This is a genomic window from Pseudomonas morbosilactucae (assembly GCF_023241715.1).
GTDB classification, from domain to species: Bacteria; Pseudomonadota; Gammaproteobacteria; order Pseudomonadales; family Pseudomonadaceae; genus Aquipseudomonas; species Aquipseudomonas morbosilactucae.
Map to the genome: position 1 here is coordinate 65,421 of NZ_JALQCW010000015.1, position 15,291 is coordinate 80,711.

Below are 15,291 nucleotides of genomic sequence, written 5' to 3' on the forward strand. Positions count from 1 at the left end.
GGCGCGCGCATTCAACAGCTATTGTTTACAGCTATATCAATGAACGTCTTTCCAGTATTCGCGCTTGAGCAGATAAGCGAACACGAAGAAAAAGGCCAGATACAGTAACACGTAGGTACCAATACGCTGATGCTGCAGTTTCACTGGGTTGGCCGAATAGGCCAGGAACGTCACCAGATTCTTGACCTTCTCATCGAACTGCTGCTCGTTGAGGGTCCCGGTTTTCTCCACGATGGTCAGTTGGTCACAGGCCTCGTGAGTCAGCGGCGTACCGGTCAAGGTGTCGTATTGCTTCTTGCCATCGACCACCGTCTGAACCTGCTTGCAACCCACCACCTGGCGACCTTGCAACCCCACCAACACGTTAGGCATGCCGACGTTCGGGAACACCTTGTTATTCACACCCCAAGGGCGCGCCGGGTCTTCATAGAACGACTTCAGGTAACCGTAGAGCCAGTCGGTACCGCGAACACGAGCCACCAGGGTCAGATCCGGCGGAGCAGCACCGAACCAGGCTTTGGCGTCCGCTGGCTGCATGCCGATATTCATGTGATCGCCAATCTTGGCACCAGTGAAGACCAGCTTGCTCAGCATCAAGTCATGGGGAATGCCCAGATCATCAGCCACGCGCTCATAGCGCTGGAATTTGGCACTGTGACAACCCATACAGTAGTTGGCGAACGTGCGCGCGCCATCCTGCATCGCAGCCTTGTCGGACAGATCGATATCAATCTTTTCCAGCTCAGGGCCACCATGCTCAGCCGCAAAGGACAACACAGGCATAGCCGCAAGAATCAGTACAGCAAATAGCTTTTTCATCAGCCAGTCACCCTTTCCGGAACCGGTTTGGTCTTCTCGAGCCTGGTGTAGAACGGCATCAGAATGAAGTAGGCGAAGTACAGGAAGGTGCATACCTGCGACAGCAACGTACGACCCGGAGTCGGCGCCAGAACCCCCAGCACACCCAGGATCACGAACGAGATGCAGAACACCACCAACCAGATCTTGCTCAGCCAGCCTTTGTAGCGCATGGACTTGACCGGACTGCGGTCGAGCCAAGGCAGCACAAACAGGACGGCAATTGCCGCGCCCATGGCGATAACCCCCAGAAGCTTGTCTGGAACCGCCCGCAAGATCGCGTAGAACGGGGTGAAGTACCAAACCGGGGCGATGTGCTCAGGCGTTTTGAACGGGTTGGCCTGCTCGAAGTTTGGCTTCTCTAGGAAATAGCCGCCCATCTCCGGGAAGAAGAACACGATCGAGCAGAAGATGAACAGGAACACCACTACGCCGACGATATCTTTCACGGTGTAGTACGGGTGGAAGGCAATGCCGTCCAGCGGGATACCGTTTTCGTCCTTATGCTTCTTGATGTCGACACCATCCGGGTTGTTCGAACCCACTTCGTGCAACGCCAAGATATGCAAGACCACCAGACCGAGGATCACGATGGGCAAGGCAACAACGTGCAAGGCGAAGAAGCGGTTCAAGGTGATGCCCGAAATCAGGTAGTCACCACGGATCCACTGGGTCAGGTCGTTGCCGATGACTGGGATCGCACCAAACAGCGAGATGATCACCTGGGCACCCCAGTAGGACATCTGCCCCCACGGCAACAGATACCCCATGAAGGCCTCAGCCATCAGCGCCAGGTAAATCAGCATGCCGAACAGCCACACCAGCTCACGAGGCTTCTGGTACGAACCGTAGAGCAGGCCACGGAACATGTGCATGTAAACCACCACAAAGAACGCTGACGCGCCAGTGGAGTGCAGCAGACGCAGGATGGCGCCGTACTCGACGTCACGCATGATGTATTCAACGGAAGCGAAAGCCTCTTCCGCCGAAGGGGTGTAGCTCATGGTCAGCCAGACACCAGTCACGATCTGGTTGACCAGAACCAACAGCGCCAAGGAGCCAAAGAAGTAGAAGAAGTTGAAGTTCTTCGGAGCGTAATACTTGCTGAGATGGTCTTCCCACATTTTGGTTGCGGGGAAGCGCGCATCAACCCAATCCATGAACTTGCTCATCACGCTTTCTCCGTGTCGACGCCAATGACAATGAGGTCATCCGACTCATAGGAATGCGGGGGTACTGGCAGGTTCAAAGGCGCGGGTTGCGACTTGTAGACGCGGCCAGCCAGATCGTAGTGGGAGCCGTGGCAAGGGCAAAAATAGCCACCGACCCAGTCCTTGCCCAGATCCGCGGGCGCCACTTCAGGACGGAAGGTTGGAGAACAGCCCAGGTGGGTGCAGATACCGATCAGCAGCAGAATCTCTGGCTTGATCGAACGCACTTCCGGGTCGACGTAGGTGGGTTGGTCCGAGTTCTTGGAGTTGGGATCAGAGAGCTGGCCCTCGATCTTTTTCAGATTCCCCAGAATCTCCTCAGTGCGGCGGACGATAAATACCGGCTGACCACGCCACTCAGCAATCATCTGCTGACCTGGGTCGATCTTGCTGATATTCACTTTCACCGGAGCACCTGCGGCTTTCGCCTTGGCACTGGGAAACCATGACCCCACGAACGGGACCGCAGCCCCCACCGCTCCTGCAGCACCCACCACGGATGTGGCTGCTACCAAGAAGCGACGCCGGCCTGCATTCACGCCGTCATTGCTCATTCAGTCCTCTCCCATCAGCTTTGTGGCCTGTTAAATCAGGCGTCTACTAAGTAAAAATCTGAACTTATAAAAATTTTGCCGAATGGTAATGAAAAGCCCCACCTCTGACAAGGTAATTACCAAGTCGTCCAAGCTCCAAGCCTTGTATTATAGGGGCTCTACGGATGTGGCAAGTTGTCACATGAAAAAACTTCGCCCATAAAAAACGCCCAGCTCCGTGAGGAGACTGGGCGTTTTTGAACGCGGAAGCGAATTAACGCTTCGAGTACTGCGGACGCTTACGCGCTTTACGCAGACCAACTTTCTTACGTTCAACTTCACGAGCGTCGCGAGTTACGAAGCCAGCTTTACGCAGAGCACCGCGCAGAGTTTCGTCGTAGTCCATCAGAGCACGAGTGATGCCGTGGCGGATTGCGCCAGCTTGGCCACTCACACCACCACCGATAACGGTGACGTAGATGTCGAATTTCTCGACGGTCTCGGTCAGTTCCAGCGGCTGACGAACTACCATACGGGCAGTTTCGCGGCCGAAGAAGTTATCCAGGGAGCGGTTGTTGATGGAGATATTGCCAGTACCCGGACGCAGGAAAACGCGTGCGGTTGCAGTCTTGCGACGGCCAGTGCCGTAATTTTGAGTCGCCGACATAATGAACTATTCCGTTAAATCTTCAGTTCTTGGGGCTGCTGAGCAGTATGAGGGTGAGCAGCGCCCGCATAGACTTTCAGCTTACGGTACATGTCGCGACCCAGCGGGTTCTTAGGCAGCATGCCTTTAACCGCGGTCTCGATCACGCGCTCAGGGGCTTTAGCGATCAGCTTTTCGAAGTTGATCGACTTGATGCCGCCCGGGAAACCGGAGTGGGAGTAGTACATTTTGTCAGTGGTTTTAGCGCCAGTAACACGTACCTGCTCGGCATTGATCACGACGATGTAGTCGCCGGTGTCAACGTGAGGAGTGTACTCAGGCTTGTGCTTGCCACGCAGACGGCTCGCGATTTCGGTGGCCAGACGACCCAGGGTCTGACCAGCAGCGTCGACGACGAACCAGTCGCGCTTAACTGTTTCCGGTTTAGCAGTAAAAGTTTTCATTCTTTATAGCCTCAGGGGCCGCCCTGATAAATTAGACGGCGGATCTTACTGAATAGTGCGTACTTTGACAAGGTCAAAGGCAGCCGGATACAGACGCTATCGGGGGCTCGGGTCAGCGCGTCCGTTATACGGCAAGATTCTTCGGCAGGCGGCGCATCACTTCCACTGCAGAAAGAGCTGCCGAATTATGCAGATTGCGAAAAAAATTTCAACCTGCTTTTATGATTGTTTTGCCAAGGGAGTACCCGATGGACTATCGCCAGCTAGGCCGAACCGATCTGAATGTGAGTGCCATTTGCCTGGGAACCATGACCTGGGGCGAGCAAAACACTGAAGCCGAAGCCTTTGCCCAGATCGAACGGGCCAAGCACGCCGGGATCAATTTCATCGACACCGCCGAGATGTACCCGGTGCCGCCCAAAGCCGAAACTTACGCCACCACCGAGCGCTACATCGGCAACTGGTTCAAGAGCCGCGGTGACCGCGCCGACTGGATCCTGGCCAGCAAGATTGCCGGCCCCGGCAACACCATCGACTACATCCGCGACAAACAGCTCAAGCACAACCGCAAACACATCGTCGAAGCCGTGGACGCCAGCCTCAAGCGCCTGCAAACCGATTGGATCGACCTGTACCAACTGCACTGGCCCGAGCGTAGCACCAACTTCTTCGGCCAACTCGGCTACAAGCACAAGGCCGATGAAGACTTCACGCCGCTTGAGGAAACCCTTGAAGCCCTGGACGAACAGGTCAAGGCCGGCAAGATCCGTCACATTGGCCTGTCCAACGAAACGCCGTGGGGCACCATGAAGTTCCTGGCCCTGGCCGAAAGCCGAGGCTGGCCACGGGCAGTGTCGATCCAGAACCCCTACAACCTGCTCAACCGCAGCTTTGAAGTCGGCCTGGCGGAAATCGCCCTGCGCGAACAGTGCGGCCTGCTGGCCTACTCGCCCCTGGCGTTCGGCTTCCTGTCGGGCAAATACGAAGGCGGCGCCCGCCCGCCGAAAGGTCGCCTGAGCCTGTACAACCGCTTCAGCCGCTACTTCAACCCGCAATCGGAAGCGGCCTGCAGCCGTTACGTGGCCCTGGCGCGCGAGCACGGCCTGGACCCGGCACAAATGGCCCTGGCATTCGTGAACCAACAGCCGTTCGTGACCAGCAACATCATCGGTGCGACGACCCTGGAACAACTGGACAGCAACATCGCCAGCTTCGAGCTCAAGCTGTCGGATGAAGTGCTGGCCGGGATCGAGGCGATCCACAAGGACCACCCAAACCCTGCGCCATAAACCGCCTCTGTAGGCGCAGCCTTGCCGGCGAATGGCGCGACACGCATTGCGCGTCGCGTTCATTTGCCGGCAAGCCGCCTCCTACAGCGAGCGCGCGATGATCTCCTTCATGATCTCGTTAGTCCCGGCATAAATCCGCTGGACCCTCGCATCCGCCCAAGCCCGGGCAATCGGGTATTCCCACATAAAACCGTAGCCACCATGCAACTGCACGCACTCGTCGAGCACCTTGCATTGCAGGTCCGTGCCCCAATACTTGGCCATCGCTGCGGTCGGCACATCCAGCTTGTCCTGGAGATGCAGCTCCAGGCAGCGGTCTACAAACACCCGGCCAATCTGAATCTCGGTGGCCATTTCCGCGAGCTTGAACCGGGTGTTCTGGAAATCGGCAATGGCTTGCCCGAACGCCTTGCGCTCACGGGTGTAGTCCAGGGTCCACTGCAGCGCCGCCTCGGCAGACGCCAGGCCGCCAATCGCTACCGTCAGGCGCTCTTGGGGCAACTCCTGCATCAGATAGGCAAAGCCCAACCCCGCCTGCCCCAGCAGGTTTTCCTTGGGCACCCGCACATCCTGGAAGAACAGTTCGGAGGTGTCCTGGGCCTTCATGCCCACTTTCTCCAGGCGTTTGCCCTTGGAAAAGCCTGGCGTATCCGCCTCCATCAGAAACAGGCTGATGCCTTTGGCGCCAGCCTTGGGATCGGTCTTGGCCACCACTATCACCAAGTCAGCCAGGTAGCCGTTGGTGATAAAGGTCTTGGAACCATTGATCACGTACTCATCACCGTCCAGCACCGCCGTGGTCTTGACGCCTTGCAGGTCGGACCCCGCCCCCGGCTCGGTCATGGCGATGGCCGTGACCATCTCCCCGGAAATCAGTTTCGGCAGGTAGTGCCGCTTCAAGGCCTCGCTGCCGTAATGCAGGATGTACGGCGCGACGATGTCCGAATGCAGAGAGAAGCCGATCCCTGTCAGGCCGAGCCGCCCCACTTCTTCGATCACCACCGCGCTGTAGAGAAAATCCGCACCCAAGCCGCCGTATTGCTCCGGCAGATGGGAGCACAACATCCCCGCCTCCCCCGCCTTGTTCCATAGCTGACGGTCGATGTAGCCCTGCTTTTCCCACTGCCCATGAAACGGCACGGCTTCCTTTTCCAGGAAGGTCCGCACGCTGTCGCGGAAAAGCTCGTGCTCGGAACTGAACAAGGTTCTAGGGATCATGCGGCCACCTTAAAGAATTGTCGGAGGGGATCAGCCCACAAAGCCTATGCCCGACCTGCCGCACAGGGCACTGGACACATCCGACAAAAAATAAGACGATCCAGCCGTCTGGTGACCACTTTCCCCTATAAGAACAATTGAATTATGTCTAACCAAACCTCCACGCCCTTGCGGCGCGTCAGCATCCTGGCTATCGACCGGGTTTTCGCTTCAACCCTCATGCAGGCCAAGGACTTTTTCCATCTGGCCAGCCTGCGCTACGGCAAACAACTGGGCTTGGGCCTGACCCCGGCCTTTGAAACTCGCCTGGTCAGCCCCGACGGCCAGCCCGTGTGCAGTTTCAGCGACGTGATCATGCCGGTCGACGGCGCCCTGGAAAACACCGATGTGATCATCCTCCCGGCCTTCTGGGATGACTTCGAGACGCTGTGCCAGCGTTATCCACAGATCATGCCCTGGTTGCGGGAGCAGCATGCTCGCGGCGCCGTGCTCTGCGGCGAAGCCACCGGCGTCTTCTGGCTGGCCGAAGCGGGCCTGCTCGACGGCAAGGAGGCCACCACCTACTGGCGTTTTTTCAACGCTTTCAGCGAACGCTTCCCCAACGTCCAGCTCAACCAGGACAAACACCTGACCGACGCCGACAACCTCTATTGCGCCGGCGGCACCACCTCGGCCTGCGACCTGTACATCTACCTGATCGAGCGCTTCTGCGGCGCCCACGTGGCCCAGGCGGTGGCCCGGGACATTCTCTATGAGGTGCAGCGCAGCTACTCCCCCGGGCGCATCGGTTTCGGCGGCCAGAAACTGCACCAGGATGTGATCATCCTGCAGATCCAACAGTGGCTCGAGGAGCACTTCGCCGACAAGTTCCGCTTCGAAGACGTGGCCCGAGAACACGGCATGAGCATTCGTAACTTCATGCGGCGCTTCCAGACCGCCACCGGCGACAAGCCCCTGCACTATCTGCAACGCCTGCGCATCGAAACCGCCAAAGGCTTGCTCTCGGGTACCCGCAAGAGCATCAAGACCATCAGCTACGAGGTGGGTTATGACGATGCGAGTTTCTTTGCCCGGCTGTTCCGCCAGCACACCGAACTGTCGCCCAACCAGTACCGACAGCAGTTTTTGCAACAAGCCGCGTAAATGAAAAAGGGCCTGCAATGCAGGCCCTTTTTTGCGTCGATCCGAAGCGCCGTTACGGCTTGTGCGCCCGCGACAGGAACTCGTGGGACTGCATCTCCAACAATCGACTGAGGGTGCGCTGGAACTCGAAATTCAAGCGACCGCCGGTGTAGAGGTCCTTGAGCTCGACTTCCGCCGAAATGATCAGCTTGACGTTACGGTCGTAGAACTCGTCGACCATGTTGATAAAACGTCGGGCGATATCGTCGGTGGTCACGCTCATCTGCTCCACGCCACTGAGCAACACCGCATGGAAAATCTTGCCCAGCTCGATGTAGTCGTTCTGGCTCCGCGGGCCATCGCACAGCTCACGAAAATCGAACCAGGCCACATCATCGCAAGTACGCAAGGCACGAATTTCGCGGTTTTCAATCATCAGCACATCGTTTTCCACAGCCTGGGTGCATTCCGGCGTCAGCGCGCGGAAGCTCTTGCGCAGGCTTTCGTGGGCCGCCTCGTCCAGGGGGAAGTGGAACAGCTCGGCCTGTTCCAGGTGACGCAGACGGTAATCCACGCCGCTGTCAACGTTGACGATCTCGGTGTTCTGCTTGATCAAGGCAATGGCCGGCAGGAAGCGCGCCCGTTGCAGACCGTCTTTGTACAAGCCATCCGGAACGATGTTCGAGGTGGCTACCAGGGTCACGCCGTTCTTGAACAACTCTTCCATCAAGGTGCCAAGGATCATCGCGTCGGTAATGTCGGACACGAAGAACTCGTCAAAGCAGATCACCCGGGCTTCCTGGGAAAAACGCTTGGCAATGATGGTGAGCGGGTTCTTTTCGCCGCCCAGGGTCTTCATCTCTTCGTGCACACGCTTCATAAAGCGGTGAAAGTGCGTCCGCGACTTTTCCTTGAACGGTAAAGCCTCGTAGAAGGTGTCCACCAGATAGGTCTTGCCACGACCCACGCCGCCCCAGAAATACAGGCCCTTGACCGGCGCCTGGTCTTTCTTGCCGAACAGTTTGCCCAACAGGCCCGGCTTGTTCTGCGAAGCCGCAACCAGGTCGTCATACAGACGCTGCAAATGACGCACCGCCGTTTCCTGCGCAGCGTCGTGGAAGAACTCGGGGCGTTTCAGATCAGCTTGATATCGTTCTAGGGGCGTCATAATTCGTTAGCAAGGCAACAAAAACGGGCCGTCACTGTAGCGACGGCCCTGGGGAATGGCAATCAGCCCTTGGTCGGGATGATTCCGATTAGTCCTGCGCCGGAGTCAAAGCGACACGCAACTGCTCGATGGCCGCATCACGCTCAGCCGCATCGGCAAACGCCGGGCTGTCCGCCACGCATTGGTCTTGCAGCCAGACACTGAAGCTCAGCTCGTCGCTGCGCAGATCCAACGCCTCACCGGCTTGCAACTGCTTGGTCACCGCACCGGCAGCCTTGCCATCGGCAAAGTGACGCGACAGCAACAACTGCTCGCCATCAGCCGACAACAAGCGGAAACGGAAACTGCCGTCGTCTTCGCGAAAACTGACAAAGCGTGCGGCTTTTGCGGCTTTCTTCTTGGTGGCGACCGGCGCTACGGCCTGTTCGACGAACGAGCGCAGGCCAACGGCCTCACGCAGCTCGGCCAGGAACGGAGCCGCTACGGCACGGGCCTTCTTGGCGCCGACCAGCAACAGGTCTTCCATGTCCGACGGGCGCGACATCAGTTGGTGATAACGTTCGCGGGCTTCGCCCAGTTGACCATCCAGCAGTTGGAACAGGCGGTTTTTTGCTTCGCCCCAACCCAGGCCTTGCAGCAACTCGGCACGGAACTCTTCTTCCTGGGCCTTGCTGGCAAATGCCTGAAACAAGGTGAACAGGTGCGAGTTGTCCGGGTCTTTGGCTTCGCCAGGCGCGCGGGAGTCGGTGACGATCCGCGAAATGGCGTCTTTCATGTCCTTGGCGCTGGAAAACAACGGAATGGTGTTGTCGTAGCTCTTGGACATCTTCCGGCCGTCGAGGCCCGGCAAAGTGGCAACGCTTTCTTCGATCAACGCCTCCGGCATGGTGAAAAACTCTTTCCCCTTGCCGAACAGGTGATTGAAACGCTGGCCGATGTCGCGGGCCATTTCAACGTGCTGGATCTGGTCACGGCCGACCGGCACTTTGTGCGCATTGAACATCAGGATGTCCGCCGCCATCAGCACCGGGTAGCTGTACAGGCCCATGCTGATGCCCGCATCCGGGTCTTCGCCGGCTTCGACGTTTTTATCCACCGACGCCTTGTAAGCGTGGGCGCGGTTGAGCAGGCCCTTGGCGGCAACGCAAGTCAGCAGCCAGGTCAGTTCGGGGATTTCCGGGATGTCCGACTGACGATAGAAGGTCACCCGGTTCACATCCAGGCCACCGGCCAGCCAAGTCGCGGCGATTTCCATACGCGAACGCTGAATGCGCTGCGGGTCATCGCACTTGATGAGGGCGTGGTAGTCGGCCAGGAAGTAGAAAGAGTCGGCATTGGCGTCCTGGCTGGCAAGGATCGCCGGGCGGATCGCACCGGCGTAGTTGCCCAGGTGCGGCGTGCCGGTGGTAGTGATGCCGGTGAGGATACGGGTACGAGTCGTCATGGGTAATCGCTTATCAGACTGCTATCAATTCGAGAGTCGCGGCAGCACCAGATCCTTGAGATCGGTGAGCTTGCCGTGAAAAAAGTGCCCGCATTCTGCCACTTTCAGCAGCTCATGGGGACGAACAAGCGCGGCAGACCAGTCATACACCGCTTGCGGGTCGATCACCTCGTCGGTTTCCGGCTGGATCAGGGTCAGCGGGCAGTTCTCCGGCAGCACGTCGGTATCGCGCAGGCGGGTCACTGCTGCGGCCACCATGAACAGGTGCTTGAGCTGCACGCCCTGGGCTTCCAGGCGACCGCCGAGGCTGGCGGCGACAAAACCGCCGAAGGAGAAACCCAGCAAGGTCAATGGCAATTCCGGGTGCCGGACCTGCAACCACTCGGCTGCGGCCTGGGCGTCATCCACTTCGCCGCTCCCCATGTCGTGACTGCCTTCGCTGGCACCGACGCCACGGTAGTTGAAACGCAAGGTGATCAAGCCGGCATCCCGCGCGGTGCGCTGCAAGGTAGAAACCACCTTGTTGAGCATGGTGCCGCCTTGCACCGGATTGGGGTGGCAGATCAACGCCACGCCGCGAGCGTCGGGCACTTCCAGATACAGGGCTTCCAACTGGCCCACCGGGCCGGCAATCACTACAGGGGTTTCACGCATTAGCAAGGAAGGAACTCCGTGACCTCGAATCGGGTCGACTCGTCTAGCAAATTGTCTGTGCCAATCTATTGCGAGTGAATCGCGGTATACAGCGCAGGTTCGAGCCGTTAACGTAAAGCAAAGCCGTTTATAGAGGAAGGACTCGTGGAACACTCGCTCTTAGTTTGGTTGTTGCCGACTCTTGCATTGGTCGCGGGTGTCGCCATCGGATTCCTGGTCGCTCGCCTGCTGCCGAACGCCGCGCCTAACCGCACGCAACGTCAGCTGGATGATATCCAGGAACGTTTTGACAGCTATCAGAACGAAGTGGTAACCCACTTCAACAGCACCGCCACCCTGGTGAAAAAACTCACCCAAAGCTATCAGGAAGTGCAGGATCATCTCGCCGAGGGTGCCAACCGCCTGGCCCTGGACGAACTGACCCGCCAACGCCTGCTGGCAGCCCTGCATTCGGACTCGGCCCAGGCGCCGCGCGAACGCCTGACTCCACCACGCGATCAGGAGCCGCCACGGGACTACGCGCCCAAGACGCCAAACGCGCCGGGCATGCTGGACGAACATTATGGCCTGAAGAAGTAACCTTCTTCCGGCATAAAAAAGCCCGCCCGATTCTCAGATCGGGCGGGCTTTTTTGTGCCTGGCGTTCAGGCCGGGTACTTACGGATATTGCTGGTACTGCTGCTGACCCTGTTGCTGGTATTGCTGGCCTGGAATGGCCTTGAGGTTGACCTCGACACGACGGTTCTGGGCACGGCCGTTGACGTCGGCGTTGCTGGCAATCGGGTTATCCGGGCCGGCACCGCGTGCCGACAGGTTGGCACCGCTGACACCCTGGGAGGTCAAGTAAGTGGCCACGCTTTGCGCCCGACGCTGAGACAGGTCCATGTTGTGCTGGCGGGCGCCAGTGCTGTCGGTGTAACCGACGATCTCGATCTGGTTCTGGTTGAACTCCTTGAGGGAGTTGGCCAGGTTGTTCAGCGGCTGGTAGAAGCTCGGAGCGATGTTCGCCGAGTCGGTGCCGAAGGTGATGTTGCCCGGCATGATCAGTTTGATCTGATCGCCCTGGCGCTGCACTTCAACACCGGTATTGGCCATGCTGGCGCGCAGTTTCTTTTCCTGCTGGTCGGCGTAGTAGCCGTAACCGGCGGCAGATGCCCCGACCACTGCGGCGCCGATCAGCGCGCCCTTGCCACGGTTGTTGTGGTCGATGGCGGCACCGGCCAGTGCACCGGCCAAGGCCCCCAGGCCACCGTATTTTGCAGTTTTGCTCATGCCCGAGGAGCCCTCGGCCTGCCCCTGATTGTCATAAGGGTTAGGCGAAGCACAGCCGGACAACAGGGCCACAGCAGTAGCGACAATAATCAAACGACGCGAGGTGAACATGGAAAGCTCCTACTTTTTGCATTCTGTGATGCAGCGGACATTGGCAACCGACCTCTGCTGGCGTTGGAACGCACGGGGTGGCAAAAATTCCGTGGGCCGCTCAGCAAAAAATCAGGCTCTGACAAAGGGGTTTTCACGCATTTCATCGCCCAGACGCGTGTCGGGACCATGCCCAGCGACCACAATTGCGTCCTCATCGAGGGTGTACAAGCGATGCTTGATCGAGCGCACGATGGTGGCTTGATCGCCGCCCCATAAATCCGTGCGCCCGACACCACGCTTGAACAGGGTGTCACCGGCAATCAGAAGCTTAGCCTCGGAAAACCAAAAGCTCATGGAACCTGGCGTATGTCCTGGCGTGTGCAAGGCGACGCCGCAGCCACAGGCCAGCTCCTCATCGTCGGTCAGCCAGCGATCAGGGGCTGGCACCGGCGTATAGGGCACGCCGAACATGTTGCATTGCATTTCCAGGTTGTCCCAAAGGAACTGGTCTTCCTTGTGCAGGTGCAAGGTGGCGCCGGTTTTTTCCTTCATCTGCCCCGACGCCAGGAAGTGATCCAGGTGGGCATGAGTGTGGATGATGCTCACCACTTGCAAACCCAGGGCCTCAAGACGCGCCAGGATCAATTCCGGATTGCCGCCCGGATCAACGACGATAGCCTTCTTGGTGATGGGGTCACCGATGATGGTGCAGTTGCACTGCAAAGGGCCGACGGGGAAGGTTTCGCGGATAAGAGCCGGGCGGGCGACGTCCATGGGGCGTTCCTGTGAAAATTTGAGCGGGCATTTTGGCACAGCCCGCCGAGCCGCAGCATCAGAACGCCAATTGCCCGGTCGCACCGCCCTCCAGGGCCAAGAGAAACTGCTTGGCCGGCAGGCCACCCGCGAACCCGGTCAGGCTGCCAGAGGCGCCAATCACTCGATGACAAGGAGCGATGATCGAGATGGGGTTTCGGCCGTTGGCCGCACCGACCGCGCGCACCGCCTTGGGCCGGCCGATTTGCCGGGCAATGTCGCTGTAGCTGCGGGTCTCTCCGAAAGGAATGGTCAGTAACGCCTGCCACACCTGGCGCTGGAATTCAGTCCCCATAAAATCCAGCTCAAGCTCGAAGTTGCTTCGGCCACCGGCAAAGTACTCGCCCAATTGCCGCTGGGTTTCCTGCAGCACTGGTGTGTCGGGCGCTTCCTGCATCGGCCCCAGGCGGACCCGCTGGGGCGCGTCGTTCTCCCACAAAATGGCCGCCAGCCTGGAGCCCCTGGCCACCAGCGTCAATTGACCAACAGGGGAATTCATCAAGGTATAGGTGTAGGGCATGGGCTGGGTCCTTGGGTCGCCGGCATAGGTCACACGGTCATAAAGTTGCAGGGTCACGCCCTCACAATACCTTCGTCCCGGCTGGGAACGTGTTCACTTTACGTTCAAGCCCATTCCCGTCAACCGCGTTTCTTGCGGTTGAACTTCGACTGTTTTAGGGCCGTTTCTACCCCAGGCGAAGACCGGCAGTCGGAGAAAGATGGCTATTAGCCATATTCTTAAGTTTCTGACACATTCGCCCGATAAAGCTGGATAGAATGCGCTTTTTTCTGGCGTCAATTTTTTCTAAAAAACCTTCAAACGCGATACGTTCTCATAATGAATCGCACCATGTAGCGGTCACATCGGGACGGCCGCCGTAATTTCAGGAAGTTAGAATGCCCAGTCCACTCGGTTACTCCCCTAGTTGGTCAGTCACCCTGACCAACAACCCTCTGCTCGACAGCCTGGTGTTCGGCACCTCCTGGGGCAACGGGGTCAACACTGCATGGCTGAGCTACAGCTTTATCACGCCGGGCTCGTCATTGTTTGCCCGCAATTACAGCAGCGACAACGAATATCAGAACAGCTATTCCCTGAGTGCCGCGCAAAAGACCGCCGTCACCAGCAGCCTGGGCGCCTGGGCCGCGGTCGCTAACATCAAGTTCACCCAAGTGAGTGAAAGCAGCACCAATGTCGGTGACCTGCGTTTTGGTGGCTACGCCGGGATGGATAGCGATACCGCAGCCTGGGGCTACTTCCCCGGCAACGCCCCGGTGGCGGGTGATGTCTGGATCGGCCCAGCGACCAACAACAAGAGCCCGGTCAAAGGCACTTACGACTACATGACCTTCATGCATGAGATCGGCCATGCCTTGGGTCTGAAACACCCCTTCAGCACCAGTGCCCAGAACAGCACGGTCCTGGCGGATGAATATGATGATGTGCACTACACCATCATGAGCTACACCAACGCCTATTCTTACGAGCCCACCACCCCAATGCTCCTGGATATTCTGGCCATCCAGCAGCTCTACGGGGCCAACAACCTGTGGCAAACCGGAAACAACACCTACAAGTGGGCCGCCAATCAGTCGGTGTTCGAGACCCTCTGGGACAGCGGCGGCACCGATACCATCGATGCCAGCAACCAGGCCGCTGCCGTCACCCTGAATCTCAATGAAGGACAGTTCAGCAACATCGGCAAGACCTTCATCGACTATCAGCGCGGCGTCGAAATCAACAACGGCCTGGCGATCGCCTTTGGTACCAAAATCGAAAACGCCATCGGTTCGATCTACAACGACAACCTGATCGGCAACGACCTGGACAACGTTCTGGATGGCCGAGCCGGCGCCGACATCATGACCGGCGGCCTGGGCAATGACACCTACATCGTCGACAACGTTAGCGACATCGTGGTGGAAACCAGCACCCTGGCCAGCGAGATCGATACCGTCCTGGCCTCGGTGAGCTACGTCCTGAGCGCCAACGTCGAAGTGCTGACCCTCACCGGCCGCGGCAATATCAACGGCGCGGGCAACGAACTGGACAACACCCTCAACGGCAACGCCGGCAATAACCTCCTTGAAGGCGGGGCCGGCAATGATTTGCTCGACGGCGGCGCTGGCGCTGACACGCTGGTCGGCGGCACCGGCGACGACACCTACATCGTCGACAATATCCGCGACGAAGTCATCGAGCTCGAAAACCAAGGCCATGACCTGGTCAAGACCAGCATCAGTTACACCCTGGGCGCCAACATCGAAGACGGCCAACTGCTCGGCAGTGCCGCTCTCAATCTCACCGGTAACAGCCTGAACAACACCTTGATCGGCAACAGCGGCGCCAACATCCTCGACGGCGGCCTGGGTACGGACATTCTCGACGGCGGCGCCGGCAACGACACCTACTACGTCGACGACGTCAATGACGTGATCATCGAACTGGGCACGTCGCTGAAAGAAATCGACAACGTGTTTGCCTCGGTGAACTGGACCCTGGGCG

The 15,291-nt window shown here is 58.6% G+C and carries 16 protein-coding genes; 4 read left to right on the forward strand and 12 right to left on the reverse strand.

Translation table 11 applies throughout. The features are described 5' to 3' along the window. Positions 1-36 precede the first annotated feature (36 nt). The 5 genes from M1B34_RS08505 to rplM form a co-directional block, all read right to left on the reverse strand. Positions 37-819: a cytochrome c1 gene (locus M1B34_RS08505; protein ID WP_268264854.1), complete on the reverse strand. Its 783-nt coding sequence runs from the start codon at positions 817-819 to the stop codon at positions 37-39. Continuing rightward, positions 819-2,030 (reverse strand): cytochrome b, encoded by a 1,212-nt coding sequence (locus M1B34_RS08510; protein WP_268264855.1) that lies wholly within the window; start codon positions 2,028-2,030, stop codon positions 819-821. The genes M1B34_RS08505 and M1B34_RS08510 overlap by 1 nt, the downstream gene beginning before the upstream one ends. Then, complete coding sequence (gene petA, locus M1B34_RS08515; RefSeq protein WP_123337754.1) at positions 2,030-2,623, reverse strand: ubiquinol-cytochrome c reductase iron-sulfur subunit; 594 nt, start codon at positions 2,621-2,623, stop codon at positions 2,030-2,032. The genes M1B34_RS08510 and petA overlap by 1 nt, the downstream gene beginning before the upstream one ends. Before the next feature lie 253 nt (positions 2,624-2,876). Beyond that, the gene (rpsI, locus tag M1B34_RS08520; RefSeq protein WP_003205364.1) at positions 2,877-3,269 is read right to left on the reverse strand and encodes a 30S ribosomal protein S9; all 393 of its coding nucleotides are present in this window, start codon (positions 3,267-3,269) and stop codon (positions 2,877-2,879) included. Positions 3,270-3,283: 14 nt separating this feature from the next. Beyond that, entirely contained in the window at positions 3,284-3,712 is a 429-nt protein-coding gene (gene rplM, locus M1B34_RS08525) for a 50S ribosomal protein L13 (RefSeq protein ID WP_007928449.1), read from the reverse strand. A 248-nt stretch (positions 3,713-3,960) separates the two neighbouring features. Here rplM and M1B34_RS08530 point away from each other — a divergent pair, with 248 nt between their 5' ends. Further along, a complete protein-coding gene (locus M1B34_RS08530) occupies positions 3,961-5,001 on the forward strand; it encodes an NADP(H)-dependent aldo-keto reductase (RefSeq protein WP_123337755.1) in 1,041 nt (346 codons plus the stop codon). An 81-nt stretch (positions 5,002-5,082) separates the two neighbouring features. Here the strand turns inward: M1B34_RS08530 and M1B34_RS08535 are convergent, their stop codons facing one another. Further along, on the reverse strand, positions 5,083-6,219 hold the full coding sequence (locus tag M1B34_RS08535; protein WP_268264856.1) for an acyl-CoA dehydrogenase family protein: 1,137 nt from the start codon (positions 6,217-6,219) through the stop codon (positions 5,083-5,085). Between the two features lie 243 nt (positions 6,220-6,462). On the opposite strand from M1B34_RS08535, the gene M1B34_RS08540 reads away from it, so the two are divergent. Then, on the forward strand, positions 6,463-7,362 hold the full coding sequence (locus M1B34_RS08540) for a GlxA family transcriptional regulator (RefSeq protein WP_185039450.1): 900 nt from the start codon (positions 6,463-6,465) through the stop codon (positions 7,360-7,362). Positions 7,363-7,414: 52 nt separating this feature from the next. On the opposite strand, the gene zapE is transcribed toward M1B34_RS08540, so the two are convergent. The 3 genes from zapE to M1B34_RS08555 form a co-directional block, all read right to left on the reverse strand. Continuing rightward, positions 7,415-8,509: a cell division protein ZapE gene (gene zapE, locus M1B34_RS08545; RefSeq protein ID WP_268261272.1), complete on the reverse strand. Its 1,095-nt coding sequence runs from the start codon at positions 8,507-8,509 to the stop codon at positions 7,415-7,417. A gap of 88 nt (positions 8,510-8,597) precedes the next feature. After that, positions 8,598-9,953: a tryptophan--tRNA ligase gene (locus M1B34_RS08550; protein WP_268261271.1), complete on the reverse strand. Its 1,356-nt coding sequence runs from the start codon at positions 9,951-9,953 to the stop codon at positions 8,598-8,600. A gap of 24 nt (positions 9,954-9,977) precedes the next feature. Further along, positions 9,978-10,607 carry an alpha/beta hydrolase gene (locus M1B34_RS08555; RefSeq protein WP_268264857.1) on the reverse strand — a complete coding sequence of 210 codons (630 nt, stop codon included), beginning with the start codon at positions 10,605-10,607 and terminating at the stop codon, positions 9,978-9,980. Between the two features lie 144 nt (positions 10,608-10,751). On the opposite strand from M1B34_RS08555, the gene M1B34_RS08560 reads away from it, so the two are divergent. Beyond that, positions 10,752-11,186 (forward strand): Z-ring associated ZapG family protein, encoded by a 435-nt coding sequence (locus M1B34_RS08560; RefSeq protein ID WP_268264858.1) that lies wholly within the window; start codon positions 10,752-10,754, stop codon positions 11,184-11,186. A 78-nt stretch (positions 11,187-11,264) separates the two neighbouring features. Here M1B34_RS08560 and M1B34_RS08565 read toward each other — a convergent pair whose 3' ends face one another. The 3 genes from M1B34_RS08565 to M1B34_RS08575 all read right to left on the reverse strand — a co-directional run bounded on the left by M1B34_RS08565 (position 11,265) and on the right by M1B34_RS08575 (position 13,305). Beyond that, positions 11,265-11,990, reverse strand: a complete 726-nt coding sequence (locus M1B34_RS08565; RefSeq protein ID WP_123337768.1) for a YiaD family glycine zipper/OmpA-like lipoprotein — start codon at positions 11,988-11,990, stop codon at positions 11,265-11,267. A gap of 111 nt (positions 11,991-12,101) precedes the next feature. Further along, entirely contained in the window at positions 12,102-12,746 is a 645-nt protein-coding gene (locus M1B34_RS08570; protein ID WP_268264859.1) for an MBL fold metallo-hydrolase, read from the reverse strand. A gap of 58 nt (positions 12,747-12,804) precedes the next feature. Beyond that, the gene (locus tag M1B34_RS08575; RefSeq protein WP_268264862.1) at positions 12,805-13,305 is read right to left on the reverse strand and encodes a methylated-DNA--[protein]-cysteine S-methyltransferase; all 501 of its coding nucleotides are present in this window, start codon (positions 13,303-13,305) and stop codon (positions 12,805-12,807) included. Between the two features lie 377 nt (positions 13,306-13,682). On the opposite strand from M1B34_RS08575, the gene M1B34_RS33730 reads away from it, so the two are divergent. Further along, the coding region (locus M1B34_RS33730) for a M10 family metallopeptidase (protein WP_279653184.1) at positions 13,683-15,291 on the forward strand (1,609 nt) is incomplete at its 3' end.

Bases quoted from the DNA above. Each gene is read 5' to 3' on its own strand.
- M1B34_RS08505 (WP_268264854.1), bottom strand. From the start codon at position 819: ATGAAAAAGCTATTTGCTGTACTGATTCTTGCGGCTATGCCTGTGTTG.
- M1B34_RS08510 (WP_268264855.1), bottom strand. From the start codon at position 2,030: ATGAGCAAGTTCATGGATTGGGTTGATGCGCGCTTCCCCGCAACCAAA.
- petA (WP_123337754.1), bottom strand. From the start codon at position 2,623: ATGAGCAATGACGGCGTGAATGCAGGCCGGCGTCGCTTCTTGGTAGCA.
- rpsI (WP_003205364.1), bottom strand. From the start codon at position 3,269: ATGTCGGCGACTCAAAATTACGGCACTGGCCGTCGCAAGACTGCAACC.
- rplM (WP_007928449.1), bottom strand. From the start codon at position 3,712: ATGAAAACTTTTACTGCTAAACCGGAAACAGTTAAGCGCGACTGGTTC.
- M1B34_RS08530 (WP_123337755.1), top strand. From the start codon at position 3,961: ATGGACTATCGCCAGCTAGGCCGAACCGATCTGAATGTGAGTGCCATT.
- M1B34_RS08535 (WP_268264856.1), bottom strand. From the start codon at position 6,219: ATGATCCCTAGAACCTTGTTCAGTTCCGAGCACGAGCTTTTCCGCGAC.
- zapE (WP_268261272.1), bottom strand. From the start codon at position 8,509: ATGACGCCCCTAGAACGATATCAAGCTGATCTGAAACGCCCCGAGTTC.
- M1B34_RS08550 (WP_268261271.1), bottom strand. From the start codon at position 9,953: ATGACGACTCGTACCCGTATCCTCACCGGCATCACTACCACCGGCACG.
- M1B34_RS08555 (WP_268264857.1), bottom strand. From the start codon at position 10,607: ATGCGTGAAACCCCTGTAGTGATTGCCGGCCCGGTGGGCCAGTTGGAA.
- M1B34_RS08565 (WP_123337768.1), bottom strand. From the start codon at position 11,990: ATGTTCACCTCGCGTCGTTTGATTATTGTCGCTACTGCTGTGGCCCTG.
- M1B34_RS08570 (WP_268264859.1), bottom strand. From the start codon at position 12,746: ATGGACGTCGCCCGCCCGGCTCTTATCCGCGAAACCTTCCCCGTCGGC.
- M1B34_RS08575 (WP_268264862.1), bottom strand. From the start codon at position 13,305: ATGCCCTACACCTATACCTTGATGAATTCCCCTGTTGGTCAATTGACG.